Source organism: Vibrio sp. SCSIO 43009 (assembly GCF_023716525.1).
In the GTDB taxonomy this organism is placed as follows: domain Bacteria; phylum Pseudomonadota; class Gammaproteobacteria; order Enterobacterales; family Vibrionaceae; genus Vibrio; species Vibrio alginolyticus.
The window spans coordinates 1,260,771-1,276,118 of sequence record NZ_CP071843.1 but is presented as its reverse complement, the minus strand read 5'-3'; the positions used below and the strand labels follow the sequence as shown (position 1 = coordinate 1,276,118).

11 protein-coding genes are annotated in these 15,348 nt (G+C 43.3%); 8 read left to right on the top strand and 3 right to left on the bottom strand.

The features are described 5' to 3' along the window. Positions 1–169 precede the first annotated feature (169 nt). The 7 genes from J4N43_RS21250 (at position 170) to tssG (ending at position 8,974) form a co-directional block, all read left to right on the top strand. Complete coding sequence (locus tag J4N43_RS21250; protein ID WP_158159486.1) at positions 170–2,170, top strand: serine/threonine protein kinase; 2,001 nt, start codon at positions 170–172, stop codon at positions 2,168–2,170. Beyond that, positions 2,157–3,731 carry a type VI secretion system protein TssA gene (gene tssA / locus J4N43_RS21245; RefSeq protein WP_158159487.1) on the top strand — a complete coding sequence of 525 codons (1,575 nt, stop codon included), beginning with the start codon at positions 2,157–2,159 and terminating at the stop codon, positions 3,729–3,731. The genes J4N43_RS21250 and tssA overlap by 14 nt, the downstream gene beginning before the upstream one ends. Positions 3,732–3,757: 26 nt before the next feature. Beyond that, complete coding sequence (gene tssB, locus J4N43_RS21240; RefSeq protein ID WP_005373381.1) at positions 3,758–4,264, top strand: type VI secretion system contractile sheath small subunit; 507 nt, start codon at positions 3,758–3,760, stop codon at positions 4,262–4,264. 8 nt (positions 4,265–4,272) lie between these two features. Further along, entirely contained in the window at positions 4,273–5,748 is a 1,476-nt protein-coding gene (tssC, locus tag J4N43_RS21235; protein WP_005373378.1) for a type VI secretion system contractile sheath large subunit, read from the top strand. Positions 5,749–5,809: 61 nt separating this feature from the next. Then, positions 5,810–6,220: a type VI secretion system baseplate subunit TssE gene (gene tssE / locus J4N43_RS21230; RefSeq protein ID WP_005373376.1), complete on the top strand. Its 411-nt coding sequence runs from the start codon at positions 5,810–5,812 to the stop codon at positions 6,218–6,220. Positions 6,221–6,230: 10 nt separating this feature from the next. After that, on the top strand, positions 6,231–7,979 hold the full coding sequence (gene tssF / locus J4N43_RS21225; protein WP_017633756.1) for a type VI secretion system baseplate subunit TssF: 1,749 nt from the start codon (positions 6,231–6,233) through the stop codon (positions 7,977–7,979). Beyond that, positions 7,976–8,974, top strand: a complete 999-nt coding sequence (tssG, locus tag J4N43_RS21220; protein ID WP_199266784.1) for a type VI secretion system baseplate subunit TssG — start codon at positions 7,976–7,978, stop codon at positions 8,972–8,974. The genes tssF and tssG overlap by 4 nt, the downstream gene beginning before the upstream one ends. Before the next feature lie 54 nt (positions 8,975–9,028). On the opposite strand, the gene J4N43_RS21215 is transcribed toward tssG, so the two are convergent. From J4N43_RS21215 to J4N43_RS21205, 3 genes are read right to left on the bottom strand one after another with little or no spacing between them, the layout of a single operon-like run. After that, positions 9,029–9,481 carry an Lrp/AsnC family transcriptional regulator gene (locus J4N43_RS21215; protein WP_005373369.1) on the bottom strand — a complete coding sequence of 151 codons (453 nt, stop codon included), beginning with the start codon at positions 9,479–9,481 and terminating at the stop codon, positions 9,029–9,031. Positions 9,482–9,512: 31 nt separating this feature from the next. Then, positions 9,513–12,902: a type VI secretion system membrane subunit TssM gene (gene tssM, locus J4N43_RS21210; protein WP_158159488.1), complete on the bottom strand. Its 3,390-nt coding sequence runs from the start codon at positions 12,900–12,902 to the stop codon at positions 9,513–9,515. Between the two features lie 27 nt (positions 12,903–12,929). Continuing rightward, positions 12,930–14,243 (bottom strand): type VI secretion system ImpA family N-terminal domain-containing protein, encoded by a 1,314-nt coding sequence (locus tag J4N43_RS21205; RefSeq protein WP_005386112.1) that lies wholly within the window; start codon positions 14,241–14,243, stop codon positions 12,930–12,932. A gap of 503 nt (positions 14,244–14,746) precedes the next feature. Here J4N43_RS21205 and J4N43_RS21200 point away from each other — a divergent pair. Further along, positions 14,747–15,346: a hypothetical protein gene (locus tag J4N43_RS21200; protein ID WP_158159489.1), complete on the top strand. Its 600-nt coding sequence runs from the start codon at positions 14,747–14,749 to the stop codon at positions 15,344–15,346. Positions 15,347–15,348: the final 2 nt, after the last annotated feature.

Here is a 15,348-nt window from a genome sequence, read left to right as displayed (position 1 = left end):
AAAGCGTATAACTCATGCAGTGAAAGCGTAAGTAAAAAGGTCTAATAAGTTAGTAATAATAACTAAAATAATAGGCTTACTGTTTGTTTTAAATACCAACCTTGATACAAGTACGTTCAAGAAAATATTATTCAACTCTAATAATATTTATTCTATGAAAGAGTACTAAGTGTCTAATAATCAGAGTACAGCCAAAGGATATATCGATCAGTTGGTTGTTAAAGCTATTGAGAAAAAGAAACAGAATGAGCAAAGGCTAGCAGAAAAAAATAAGCCGAAGCTTGAGTACGTGCTTTTTTCACAGTTTGATGTATTAGACAAGCTTCCTTCTAAAAATGGTAAGACAACGGTTTACCATCTTGCAAAAAAAGGGCAGCCAGAGAAGCAAATCTGTTGCAAAGTTATCAATGATGACTCGCCAGAATTTGCGAGCAAAATGTTGATTAACGAAGCGAGCAGGCTGGAGCTTTCTCAACACCCTAGCGTTGCTAACTTTGTAAAAATCGGCAACGAATTCGAACGCCCATATTTGATGTACGAGTGGATCCAAGGTGAATCACTGGCAGAAAAAATGGAGCGTCATTCTTCTAAAGGCTTCCGCCACGACCACATCGCTTGGTTGGTGTATCAACTCGCTGGCGCTCTAGAGTTTATGCATACAAGAGGTATCTGCCATCTTGATATTAAACCATCTAACGTATTAGTGAGTGAAGGCGATTACGTTAAGCTCATTGATTTCGGCGCTGCTCGTTACATTGGAGAGACAGAACCTTACGCAGAAGCAAGCTTGAGCTACGCTTCCCCTCTTTATATAGAAACTGGCATCGCGGAACCGCAAGATGATGTTTACTCTCTCGCTTTGCTCGCTGGACATTTATTTTTAGGCTCAATATTTGGTGATGCTTGGAATAAGCAGTTAAAAGACCGAAAGCGTCCGGCTTTGATCCCGGCTCATATTTGGAAATTGCTGAAAGAAGTCATCAACAAACCAAGAGGGCATGGCTATACCGCTATTTCTTTTGCTCAACAGTTAGCGCGAATCGATACGCAATCAATTAGCTCAAATTCTAACGCACCAATTTTCAGTAGCTTGCGTAACGCGGACTTGCTGCTTACACACTGTAAGCCAAATGATAAAACGGCGTATGGTCGCTTTAAAATATTAGAGGCGAGCTTAGTGTTGAGTGTGCTGGCAACAGCAGGAAGTTATTTATATCAACAGAATAAAGATCAATTGGATGCCATTTTTTCCCGAGGTGTCACTACTGTAACTCACGTTATTACGCCCTCTGAAACGGCTTCTTTTTTAGCTCAGCCTCCATGGAAAATCAAAGAAGAATTGTTTCAAGCTACTCAGAGTATTGATATGACAGAAGCTTATCGAACAGCATATCAAGCTCAGCAGTTAAGCCTCTCGAATTTATATGAAGAAAAACAGGCTCAGTTAACGTCGTATCAATCGTTAGCGGATGGCTTACCAATGGCATTAGTCGAATTACGTAAGGAGCTTGTCACCTTGCGAGAAACCCTTGTTCGTGACGGTGCTCTGTTTCCATATGCGGATGAGGCGTTGACTAAAGTGATGTCTGGGTTAAATGTCGCGTCTATCGATTCCATGAAAGTATCTGCCATAGCTGGCAGTCGAGATAAGCAGATTGCTCGCTTAATTTTAGATGGTGAAGCTAAGCTCGCAGAAAATGAAATGAAAGAGGCATGGTTGTTAAACCAGTCACAAGCCTATTTCTACAACCAAATCTTACCAAAGGCTGTGATGGAAAATATTAATGACTCCATCGATAAACATGCAGAGGCGCACTTTTACACCAAAGCAATTGAAGAAGCCGAATTAGCCAAAGCCTACTTCGGTAATACGCCAGAACTAGACAAAAAAATAAAGGATTTAATCGTCGCAAGAAGCGAATTTATTTTGTTTAGCACCGTGATGGAGCAATCCGTTTACGACAAACAAAAGCTACATGAATCCCTTGCCGATTTAGAACGGAATGCACCAAGTAAATTTACAGAAATCACGAAAATTCTAGATAGCATGGCGTCGGATGCGATTGAGCAGAGCCATCGATTATCTAAGCCAGCAAATGGCGCAATTGCGGTAGCGCGTGCGTTGAGAGATTACTTGACTGAAGGAGACGTGAATTTTGTCCAACATTGATATCGATCGTCTGCTTAATCCTATTTCTGATGAATCTCCAGTGGGAAACGATGCCCGTTACGAGTTTTGCTACGAAATGATGGAGTCCGAAGTGAAGAAATTCGGTTCCTTGTTTGGCGAAACAGTAGATTGGAGCGTGGTAAAAACGCACGCGACTGAAGTTCTAGAGCACCACAGTAAAGACTTAAAAGCCATTTGTTACCTCGTTCGCGCGCTAACAGAAGAGTTTGGTCTGCAAGGCTTTGAACAAGGTCTAAAGCTGCTTAGTGAGGCGTTAAGTCGCTTTGGCGTTGAATTGTATCCTTCCCGAAAGCGGGGTCGAGATGGCGCGGTCGAATGGTTGAACCATCAGTTTAAACTGGTCAGCAGCAAGTTAGCGGAAAGTGCTCAGTCATGGGAGTTGGTATCAAACTGCATTTCGACTATTGAAGAAGTGCAGCGCCAGTACGACGAGGTTTACCAAGACTCAGAAGCGGATTTCTTTGAGATTCGCACTCAGCTCAACGTCTTATCTCAACAAGCTGCGGCTGATGAGCAGAGCGATGATGCAGTCGTTAACGTCGAACAAGCGGCGCCTGCACCAGCTACGCAGTCTGCTGCCGAAGAAACGCCAGCGCAGAGTGAAGTGCAAACCGCACCGGTGAAGGCGGTTCCGCCGGCCCCTAAACCTGCGCCAGTTAAGAAAGCGGTGGCAAAAGAAGTGGATGTCGATACGGACTTCTCTTCGCCGACGGCTTCTAAGCGCACCTTGAAGAAGGTTGCGGAAGTCATGCTTCATGCGAACCCAAGTGATCCGCTGGCTTACCGGATTTATCGTCATCTGACTTGGGATGACATTGATGGTCTACCCGACCACCAAAATAATCAAACGCCTTTGAGCTTGGCAGTGTCGTCCGATCAACAAGCGGAATACCGAGATAAAGCTGACCAAGAAAGCGACATCGACACCATTAAGCGTTTGGAGCGCACATTAACGGATGCGCCGTTTTGGCTGACGGGCCATTACTTCGTGTATTCGATGCTTAATAACTTGGGCTTTGATGATGCAGCGCTTGCTGTGAAACAAGAAGTGACGCGTTTTGTTGAATCGCTAGAGGGCATCGAGCACCTCTCATTTAAGAATTCTATACCATTTGCAGATGAAGCGACCTTGAGCTGGTTATCGACTCAAGATACTACTTCTTCGACTTCTCAACCCGTTGTTCAAACGGTTGTGATTTCGCAGGAAGACTCGCTGCCAATGGAGGATATCACTCTAGAAAATCTAGGGGAATGTGCCGCAGAGCTTGCCCACAAACTTGAGCTGGATAGCTCGGGACGTGGGCAGTTCATGCTGTATTTACAATTGATAGCAGCTTACCAGTCTGTTGGATTATACCCGTTGTGTTTGCCGTATCTTGAGAAGGGGTGGGAAGTACAAAAAGCGTTTAATCTCGCGAGCTGGGAACCCCACTTATCGTCACAGTTAGAAGACCTAATTCGAAAAACACTCCATCGGTTATTTGGAAGCAAGGATCTTCTACCTGAGAAGTATGAAGAGTGGAAAGCAATTTACGACTAATTAAAGAGTTAGATAAGGAACGAATTATGTCACGTGACGGCTCGGTGGCTCCTAAAGAGCGAATTAATATCCGTTATGTTCCAGCAACTGGCGATACGCAAGAAGACGTAGAGCTGCCGCTAAGCATGATGGTAGTTGGCGACTTTACTGCGCGTGCAGATGAGACACCAATTGAAGAACGTACTCCAATTAACATCGACAAAGACAACTTTAACGAAGTGCTAGAGGGCATGTCTCCAAACGTTAAAGTCAACGTTGAAAACCGTCTTTCTGATGAAGAAGGCGGCCAGATTGGTGTTGATCTGACCTTCCAAAACATGAAGGACTTCTCTCCTGAAGCGATCGCGAAAAGTGTACCTGAACTAAACAGCCTACTTGAGCTTCGCGAAGCCTTGGTTGCACTTAAAGGTCCTCTAGGAAACGTGCCTGCGTTCCGTAAGAAGATCGCATCGGTTCTTCAAGATGAAGAAGCGAGAAAGAAACTGTTGGATGAACTAAGCATTGGCAACGACCAAGACGCGAAAGAAGAGTAAGGGATATCATGTCTGCAGAAGCACAAGCGCCAGAACAAGAAGCAGCCTTAGTTGAATCAGGCTCACTTCTGGATAGCATTCTTAACGAAACACGTTTAAAGCCAAGTGATGAAGGTTTTGACGTTGCAAAACGCGGCGTAGAAGCATTCATCAGTGAGCTACTAAGCAGTTCGAACACAGAGAAAGTCGACCAATCTCTGGTTGATCTGATGATCTCTGAAATCGACCAAAAATTGTCTAAGCAAGTTGATGCAATTCTTCACAACGAAGAAGTTCAAGCGATTGAATCAACGTGGCGTGGCCTTAAGTACCTGGTTGATCACACTGACTTCCGCGAGAACATTCAAATTGAACTGATCTCTGCGAAGAAAGACGAAGTTCTTGATGACTTCGAAGACGCTCCAGAGGTGGTGAAGTCTGGCCTGTACAAGCAAATCTACACACGTGAATACGGCCAGTTCGGTGGTAAACCTGTTGGCGCCGTCATTTGTGATTACGCTATGTCAGCTTCGTCGCCTGACATCAAATTGATGGAATACATGGCTAACGTAGGTGCAATGTCTCACGCACCATTCATCACGTCGGCATCGGCTAAATTCTTTGGTCTAGACAGCTACGAAGAGCTGCCAAACCTAAAAGATCTGAAGTCTGTATTCGAAGGTCCACAGTACGCGAAATGGCGTGGTCTGCGTGAGCACGAAGATGCGCGCTACCTAGGTCTATGTACGTCTCGCTTTATGCTACGTACACCTTACTCTGTTGAAGATAACCCAATCAAGGCGTTTGACTACGATGAGCAAGTAACAGACAGCCATGATAACTACCTATGGGGCAACTCAGCGTACGCGATGGCGTCTAAGATCAGTGAATCATTTGCTAAGTACCGTTGGTGTCCGAATATTATTGGTCCTCAAAGCGGTGGTACTGTACAAGATCTACCGGTTTACAACTTTGAAGCTATGGGTCAAATCGAGACTAAGATCCCAACCGAGATCCTGGTTTCTGACCGTCGTGAGTATGAGCTAGCAGAAGAAGGTTTCATTGCGCTAACCATGCGTAAAGGTTCTGACAATGCGGCGTTCTTCTCTGCAAACTCTGTTCAAAAACCAAAAGTGTTTGCGAACACGCCGGAAGGCAAACAAGCCGAGATGAACTACAAGCTAGGTACTCAGCTTCCTTACATGTTCATTATCAACCGTTTAGCGCACTACATAAAAGTGCTACAGCGTGAGCAAATTGGTTCTTGGAAAGAGCGTTCTGACCTAGAAATCGAATTGAACAAGTGGATTCGTCAATACGTTTCTGACCAGGAGAACCCGCCAGCGGAAGTTCGTGGTCGCCGCCCACTTCGCGCTGCGAAGGTTGAAGTATCAGACGTAGAAGGCGATCCAGGCTGGTACAAAGTATCGATGTCTGTACGTCCTCACTTCAAGTACATGGGCGCCAGCTTCGACTTGTCTCTAGTTGGTAAGCTAGACCAATAACCCATTACTGAAACCATCAAGCAGCCAGTGAAGACTGGCTGCTTTTTTCGTAGGACCGCATATGGAAAAAGGTTACCGTCTTTTAGAGCGGATCGAGCTAGGAGAACCAAAAAACTGCTACGAGAAAGTGGTGTCTCATAAGCATTTGATTGAATCCATTCACTCGCATCTCGCTGACTTGTTGAATACGCACTCCGGCAACGCAATGATCGACAATGAGTATGGTCTGCCAGATTTTAACGACGTACTTTCTAACAACACAAACCTCGTTCGCCATATTCAAAAAAACATCACGTCAACCATAGAGCGCTTTGAGCCCCGACTGCTTAATGTCGAGGTTCATTACCGTGAAGACCACCATAATCCATTACAACTCGGCTTTGGTATTCGCGGCGAAGTTTCCCATAACGGCGGTAAAGTCCCAATGTCGATCGATGTCTACATGGGAACCGACGGCCAATTTAACGTTTAGTAGGTGCCACTTGAGTAACAGTAAATACTTTCAAGATGAACTCACGTATTTACGCGAGTCGGGTAGTGAGTTTGCCAAATATCATCCGAAGTTAACTCACTTTCTCTCTGAAGGAACTTTTGATCCAGATGTCGAACGATTGCTGGAAGGTTTTGCTTTTTTGACCGGACGCATCCGCGAAAAGATTGACGATGAACTTCCTGAGCTAACGCAATCTCTGATGACTTTGCTGTGGCCACATTACATGCGTTCGATCCCGTCTTTGTGCATTAGCGAACTAAAACCGCATACCGGAAGTGTTACTGAGAAAACCGTGGTGAAACGTGGTGCGGAAATGGCCAGCGAGCAGGTAGAAGGCACGCAGTGTTTGTTCCGTACTTGTTATGACGTCAATCTATACCCAATTACGATTACTAACATTGAACAAACTAACAGCCGCACCAGTTCGATGATTGATGTGACGTTATCGACGGAGCATGGCCTTGAGCTGTCTCGGATAGGTTTAGACACGCTGCGATTGCACCTGCATGGTGAGATTCATATTACTCGCACTGTCTTCTTATGGCTGTTCCGTTATCTAGATTACGTCGAGCTAGATGTTGGTGGTGGCTACAAACACCGCCTAGGGCCAGAATACGTTAAGCCAGTGGGGCATGAAGAAGACGAAGCGCTGCTGCCTTACAGTAAAAACTCCTTCGCAGGTTACCGCTTGCTGCAAGAATTCTTCTCTTTGCCAGATAAGTTCATGTTCTTCGACATCAAGGGTTTAGAGTGGTTAAAAGGCATTCCCCAACGCAGTACGGTCAAAATCAAATTCCACTTTAAGCGTGCTTTGCCTTCAGAAGTGGTGCTTAAAGATAAACACTTAAGGTTGCACTGCACACCTGCCGTCAACTTGTTTGAAAAAGACGGCGATCCAATCCGTTTAGAGCATCGACGAAACGAGTACAAGGTGCGTCCACAAAGTAACACTCAGGAGCATTACGAGGTTTATTCCATTGAGCAAGTGGAGAGCTGGAGTAAAGACGAGCGTCGCCGAAAACCACTGATTGAATTTGAATCGTTTGAGCACCAAATCAACCAGCGTGATAAGCGAGAGTTCTACAAATCCAAAGTGGGCGAGCGAGTAAGCGGAAGAGGGTTAGAGCGCTATATCTCATTCCATACTCACAATGGCGACATCGCGGATTTAGGGACTGAAACAGTATTGATGAAACTGCAATGCAGTAACGCGGACTTAGCGGAGCGCCTGTCAGTAGGAGACATCACGTACGCGACGCACAAATCGCCAACGTATGCGACGTTTAAAAACATTACTAAGCCAACACAGTCAGTAAGTCCTCAGGTTAATGGTGAGCTTCAATGGCAGTTGATTGCCAACATGTCGCTCAACTACTTGTCTTTGGCCAATATCGATGTGTTGAAAGTGTTGCTCTCGACTTATGATTTCCACTCTCGAGTCGATAGACAAGCCCACCGCGCGTCGATTCATCGACTTGATGGCATTATTTCTTCAGAGATGAAACCAATCGATCGCGTATTTCGTGGTGTATCTGTGCGTGGTAACCAATTCAAGCTCGTGACGGACTCTAAGTTCTTCGTAAATGAAGGCGATATGTTCCTTATGGCCACGGTATTGAATGAATTTATCCGTTTGTATTCGAGTGTGAACTCCTTTACCGAACTAGAGGTGTTCGATGAAGCGACGGGCGAGGTTTACAACTGGGCAAGCCTAATCGGGCAGCAGACGATACTATGATTAACACACTTTCTGATAAGTCGAATGAGTTTAGTTTCTACCAAGCGGTGTTGCTGTTAGAGAAACACTACCAGCTGGAGCCAAACTCAAATTTTGTTGCCGTGGGCGAGAACAAATACTTTCACCAAGAGCGAATTGAGTTCAGCGTGTCGCCAAACCTGTGCTTTCCAAAGAGTGATATGGACTTTATTACTCATATGGAAAGAAACGGACAGCAATATTCACGTATTGAGACGAACTTTCTTGGCTTGCATGGTTCAAGCTCGCCCCTGCCTGCGTCTTACACTGAGAAACTCGTCGGTCGTGATCCCGATGATAACCCAGTGAAGGATTTCTTCGACTTTTTCCACAACCGCTATACAAGCTTACTGTATCGTGTTTGGAAGAAATACCGATATCACGTGCAGTACAAAAGCGGGGCAAGCGATGCTTTTTCTGGGCGCATACTGCATTTGGCTGGTCTTTCTAGCGTTATGCAAGATTGTGAAGTAGCGGAGTTAGATCGAGCGAAAGTTCTGTCTTACGTGAACCAGTTATCTACGCGTACACGCTCACCCAAGCTTATTTCCGGTATTGTTTCGCACTACTTTTCACTGCCGAATGTGCGAATCGAAGAATGGGTTTATAGACGCGTAGAAATCGCTGAAAGCCAGCGTAACAAACTCAATCGTTCCAATTGTGTATTGGGGCAAAGCTTACACTTGGGACAAAGCATTGCGGATTTGAACGGCAAGTTTAACTTGTGTATCGACAACATTGATTTTGAAACGTTTAAGCAGTTTTCCTACGATGGTGAGTTACATAAGACGCTGGTGGGCTTGATGCGCTTTATTCTGCGTGACCCAATGTCGTGGGACCTAAAGTTGACAGTTAACCTAGGCAGTATTCCAGAAAACAAACTGGGTAATGGAGAAGGGAACCAACTAGGTCAAACGTTCTGGCTTGGCAACCCAGGTGATAAAGACGCCAAAATTCGACTTATCGGAAGCATATAAGAAAGCCGCTCAACGAGCGGCCCTTTATGTTTTCCTCAAAGAGGTCAGAAAAGCTTAACGACTGATCGGCTGGTGCAGTACAACGGTAGTATCAAGCCTTTGAATGCCGTTAAATGATTCAATTTCATTACAAAGATGATGAATAGACTGCAGGTCGGGCGCTTCAATTAGGGCAATAATATCAAAGTTGCCACCAACAACGCTCGTTAAGCGAACCTCAGGGATTTCTTTAAGTGCATTCGTTACATCATTCTTCTTACCCTTTTCACAAGAGATCAGTAGATAACTAGCGGCTTTTCGCCCTTCATTTTCTACGCGAATCTGTGCGGTATAGCCTTTGATAATACCGGTCTTTTCTAAACGATTAATTCTTTCTGCTACTGCTGTTCGAGACAAACCAATGTTTCGGGATAGATTCGCAATCGACTCTCGCCCATTCGACAATAGACTTGAAAGTATTTTTCGATCTAATTTATCTAAACCTTGTAAAGTCATGTTTGAAATCATGTGTTCTGCCTATTTTGTTTTTATATTGTTATTAAATCGACTCTGGGAGCGTAAAGTTATACAGCTCAGCAAGAGTGAATGGGTTTTTCTGTGTCAACGGAGTGATGCGTAAGCTCAAGTCCCTCCCTGACACTTTTATGTCACTGACAAAGCTGCCGTTATGAGTGTTTGTCAAGGTCGAGTCACCTAGCAATCTGTATATCGCCCATTGACCACTCTTATTTAAAACGTGCTGTCTGCCTTCATCGGTTACATCCTGGAGTGTGATACTAATATTGAAGTCACCATTTTGCGGTGGCCATGCCATTTCACGAATGCGGCTTGGACCGTGGTAGTAACTTATATTGGTATCTGCAATTTTTAAGCTCGCTCTAATCGCACTAGAATCAAGATCGAGTACTCTTGCACTAAACGGAATATGAACGCGGTTAGTGCTTTTATTAATTAATGTGTCTCGAATAACGTTATAGTTACGCAGTTGCACTAACAGAGCCGGAGAGATTGGCATCGTCTCGCCATCCACCTGTTTTGGCGTCCACAAATTGGTATCGTAGAACGGTGCAAAATTTTTCTGAATAAATGTGTCTAACAAACCACCGGAAGCAAACAGCAATTCAAAATCTTCAATTGAGATTTCCTCGGTCGCTGTTAGATCAAATGGGTATCGTCCTAGCCCTATCTCTTTAAACTTGGTGTAAATCTCGCTGTACCATTGGGTTTGAATGCCTTTAGCGGACTCTTTAATCATGACTGACCAGCTTTGTTGAACCACATCTAACAACCAGCTACGAACGGGTTCCGGTGATTTTTGGGCAATCTGTTTAAGTTTTATTAATGGGTCAGCTTCACTGCTGTTCATTCGATGCTGAGCTGCCGCTAGCGCCGCCATTTGCGGGTCAGGTGCATCAGCAATATCTTTCATATACGTGCGAACACGGCTTAACGCTGCTACGGTCTCATCCCAAGGAGTAGGGGAGTTTGGTGTTTCACTGACCTGAAGTTGGTTTAATAAGTGAAAAGCTTGTTCAACACGTTTCATTAACAAGTAATCAGGCTTAACTACTTCCTCTACTGCGTCTGATGCGGAGTCTGCCGCTGCCACGAGTTTCGGGTCTAGCTTTGAAATCAGAGCATTTTTTTCACCAACGGGTGAAAATTGTGTGTTGGCATAGACCTGCTTCAGTACGGTTGTCATTGGTGAAGAAGGGCCCGAGATTAAGTCTATCGCGTTCGTTAGATCGCCGACATTGTCATAGTTCTGGACTTTTAGTTCACTCAGCGCATTGCGCCAATTACTGATGTAGTCGTCAGTATATTTTTTACGTACTTCCTCTTTGAAGGCTTCTTGTTCTTCACTAGTAGGAATAACGTGTTGTGACAGACCTAAAACCCAGTTGTCACTGATGACTTGTTGTGACATTAGGTCCACGCGTGGTCGATAAAAAGTGCTAAAACCAGTGGAGGTATAGATCTTATCTACGATCAAGCGTTCACTATCGATTGGTGTGTTGAATACATTGCTAAACTCAAAACCCACAGCTCGTTGCAGATCTAGGGTTCCTAAATCAATCGAATTTGCTTCGTTTAAAATGCCTGCATAAACGAGATCAACATTCGAATTTGCTAGCAATGAGCGACGTGTTGCACGAACAAGATCCATATTGATATCAATTGGATCAAACTGTGTGCGAAAGTAAGCGTCCAAATAACGCATCGCCTGATTGACGACGTCACTTTGGTTGCTCAAATCGTTCATCATTTGGAGAGTTTGATGACGCAAAAAACGGATATCACGCTTTGTTGGATCGTTTAGCATTAGATACCCCTTCAATAGAGGTAAAGCGCGTGTAAAAGTGTTTTGATTTTGTGTCAGTTGTAGACGGTAACCTTTCTCAATGAGAGGTATCAACTGTTGAGCAACGTCCTTAAGTAATGCTTCGTAAGCGATGCGAGTGCTTTGATCCAAACGGCTAATGTTGAGTGGTAATATCTCTTCATCCAAAGCCTTAGAACCTTTAAGCCACGCCCCATAAGAAGGCTCTATTGCTTTCGTCGCCTTCGCTAAAAGCTCATTGAATCTTGCATCTTGCTCCACTTGTGATTTGTCATCGATACTCAAGAGTTGATTCATCACGTGTAAGTTACTGTCTAATGTCGTGAAAAAGAAGTAACTGCCCCCAGTAAGCAGGATAATAGAGCCGAGTATTGCCAAACGGCTTTGTCTCTGAATTAGACGAAGATACGTCTTGTTTTCGCCCGCAAAGTCGCTTTCCGGCAATATTTGTGAATCAATCAGAAAGCGAGAGAAATAAGGCGTTTCTGTTAACTGAGTATGCTCTGACGCGATAATAGGTAAGTTGAAGTAATTACTACAACTTTTTGCAAGTAAATTGTACTTGCGACCGCCTTGCAGACTCGAACTAAAGAAAATCTCACGGATGTCTAGTGAATAGACACCGTTGTTAACATCACATAGACGCTCAAGCACATAGCTGACTTCAGACTGACATAGCTCAAACTGCTTAGGGAAAGCGAGTATTGCTTGTTTCTCATCAATGTCCGTTGAATTAGCGGATGCATCTAGCGCATTACTTTCAAGCACTCTCACTAGATTTCGATAGCTATCGCGGTAGTACTCTGCAAATACACCTTTGGCTTCTTTTAGTGGGATAGAGAGGAACTCAACACGTGTCTTGAGAGAGCTAAAGTGCATGTATTCTTTAAAGCCATCTAACTTGTCTAGCTTTGACATAATCAAATAGATTGGCAATGCTGAAGACGTTTTAGAGTTGATGGTACTCAAGCGCGCCAATAACGACGAAATGGTGTACTCTTTTTGCTCTGGCTCAGAGACGATCATGAACTCGAAATCGGTGAAGAATAGACACCCAGAAAATGGCTTTCGAGGTCGATGATGAATAACTTCTTCAATGAACGTATTCCATAAAGAAGCATCACTGCTTGATACTTCCTGGAACACTAAGCGTTGGTCTGGTTTGATGTATACAGCGCTGTCAGATTCGTACCATTCAAAAAAGTCATTCTTAGCGGTTCTAGTGCGATCCATCGGTTTGATTGCACTAGAATTAAATAAAAATTGACGTCGCCCTGACCCTTTATTACCAAGCATCAGGTAAATTGGTTTCTTGCCTGAGTTAGCAAGAAGAGGCTGGATAACCATAGAAAGTGCTTCTTCCTCGGTTTCCAAATGTTGAGCTTTAGCGTTGTTCTTTTTCTTCAACCATAATGTGAATTGAAAAGTGACGTAAACAATGGCGATAGCACCAAGGGTCAGCCAAAGATAAAGTTGATCGATTTCGTCAAGAAAAAGCAGATAAATAGTGGTGATAATTGCAGCCACTAAAAACATCAATATAGTAGAAATCACCACTGGATTTCTAAACAGTTTTTGTTTGAACATAAGCCTAAAACTTCTTTAATTGTATTGTTATTTATTGTCAGTTTTTTCAGCTTGTAGCTGACTCAATTTATATAGGTAGATGTTCAGTAAAAGGGTTGCGCGGTCAATTTCCTTTTGCTGTGAATACTTTTCAGCGTATTCAATACGACCTAAAAGCGGGAATAATGAGTTACTGTATTCGTACGCCTTTTCAGAGTTCTTATCTACATTCTGTCTAGCTACGTTGGCAAACACCGTTCTTGCGTCTGAGAATCGCTTATAAACATCCATAAACTGGTCTTCTAAATGGGCGCTCTGTGTCAAAAAGTTTTGACGTAGCTGCTGTGCAGAAGACGAATCCGGATAGATCGCGATTAATTCATTGGTCAAGCTATCGAGCTCGCTGACGTTACTTACTTTTGCCGAGTCTAAAAACCAGTTATTCATCATAATATCGACACGATTAATGGCCTGCGTTTTCAATGACTGAGCATATTTTTTATTTTCGTAATCTAACGAGGCGACCAAATTTACAAGTTCATTAAGTGAAGCTTGATTAATTTTTTGTTCCAATGTTCGATAACGTTGTTGCTCGTACATGAAATGTGAACATATCGCAGTAACAATCAAACCAATAACGAAGTAGATCATAAATCGACCAGACTTTGCCGGTGATGCTTTCTCTTGGCTATTTAGGTTGGGTGATGACACCGGTGCTGGAGAGGGAGACACATTCACTTTAATTTCAGGTGCCTTCTGCGTTGCTGCAGGAGCGCTAGTGTTGGCTTGTTTTTTCTCGCGTAACTCAGCCGCAATTTGTTGTTCTTTTATCTGCTCAATCCATTGATTCAAAATACGGCGAATGCGACCTAATGACGGCGCTTCAATACCGTAATGAAGACGAAGCTCTTCCTCAATCCTCAAGCATAATTGATGTGCTGCCTCTATCAATGGAAGCTCTTCTGGTAACGCCCGATGCTTATTAATTCGTTTTTCAGTATGCTCTACCATCCATTCAATAGCGCTCATTCGTGCCTTTGACTTTGAATGCTCTGGATACGCGTTGAACCAATATACGACACACACATCAAGTATTGAGTTTAACCCTTCAACAAGGCCTCTTAAGCCGTCGTTATAGGTTGACGCAACGGTAAAGTAACAGCAACAACGTAGGTCTTTCGCTTGGGTACTCAAGATCTTTTTTGAGAGTGTTTGAACCGTTTTCCACGAGACTCTCCCTGTGACTTTATTCAGGTTGTTTATTTGACGTTTAATTTCGTCAAAATCCTCAGAACCATTAGGATTAGAGCCGCTTGGGTTATTTTCATCGATTGGTCTTCGAGCGAAGTCGGTAAAAAACATAAGGAAAGTTCCAACTGATCATATAGAAGTATTAAGTTATATAGGATTTCACTACTGTTATATTAAATTATAAGCAGTGCACATCTGTCGCAATTCTATAGACAAAATAAGCGGATTAGATAATAAAAATTCATTAAAAGAAATTAAATTACTTTTAGTGTGATCTTTGTTCATAATATTAATATCAATAGTTAAGTCTATTTATAAGAAGAAACTTATATATGAAGATGAGAACGTTGATTAAAAAGTAACTAAATTGTTATCGAAGATTACGCTTTGTTCAATTAGCAATCAAATTCTGTTACTTCTATTTAAATAGAAAGATTTACTGTCTCGTCACTTAATCTGTAGTCGGTTCTTTAGTTTTTGTTTGTAGGTAAAACAACCAACCTGATAGTTGAAATGTATTAAATTATAGGTGTTTTTTTAGGCTTATTGAAAAAGAGAATATAATTGATATCTTTCGCCTCTAAGTAGAATATCGGTTTTCCTAGAGGGACGAAATGCTAAAACCAAGTCAAGTTGGGCTGATTTCAGCCATGTGTCTATTTTCTTCTGTTGCAATGGCAAAAGGGGAGCGATATGGACTCTCTACCAGTATGTTGACTATCGATAGCATTAAATACGATGAAGGTAAAAGTGGTGAGCAGGATACGCTTAGGTTCGGCTTGGTTCATACTCGTCCTATTGATGAAAACAATAACCGTTGGCGTTGGTGGTTAGGGCTAAACTATCTAGCAGAAGATATTGAAGCGCCAGCAAACGGCTTATATGAAGAAGCGACGAACTATGAACTTCGTGTTGTTCCTCAATATGCGTTGACTTCTTGGAGTGTTTTCACGCCATACGTTGGTGCGGGCTTGTCTGTCGGTTACTCGCAATATTCTAATCGCTGGCAAGTAGACCAAGAGGGCTATCGTTATGAGAGTGTTGAAGACATCGACCAGTTTGAGTTAGGTGCGGTTGTGACCCTTGGTACTGCTATAAAGTTAGGCAGTAATCCTGACGCCCATATACAAATTATCCCGCAGGCCTCTTATATCCTTCCGGTTGTAAATGATGGAATTGGTGGGCTTGAACTATCAGTTTCTTTGCTCTTTTGAGG

Coding starts and splice junctions, on each gene's coding strand:
- J4N43_RS21205 (WP_005386112.1), bottom strand. CDS start 14,243: ATGTTTTTTACCGACTTCGCTCGAAGACCAATCGATGAAAATAACCCA.
- tssB (WP_005373381.1), top strand. CDS start 3,758: ATGTCACGTGACGGCTCGGTGGCTCCTAAAGAGCGAATTAATATCCGT.
- tssM (WP_158159488.1), bottom strand. CDS start 12,902: ATGTTCAAACAAAAACTGTTTAGAAATCCAGTGGTGATTTCTACTATA.
- tssE (WP_005373376.1), top strand. CDS start 5,810: ATGGAAAAAGGTTACCGTCTTTTAGAGCGGATCGAGCTAGGAGAACCA.
- tssC (WP_005373378.1), top strand. CDS start 4,273: ATGTCTGCAGAAGCACAAGCGCCAGAACAAGAAGCAGCCTTAGTTGAA.
- J4N43_RS21215 (WP_005373369.1), bottom strand. CDS start 9,481: ATGATTTCAAACATGACTTTACAAGGTTTAGATAAATTAGATCGAAAA.
- J4N43_RS21200 (WP_158159489.1), top strand. CDS start 14,747: ATGCTAAAACCAAGTCAAGTTGGGCTGATTTCAGCCATGTGTCTATTT.
- tssG (WP_199266784.1), top strand. CDS start 7,976: ATGATTAACACACTTTCTGATAAGTCGAATGAGTTTAGTTTCTACCAA.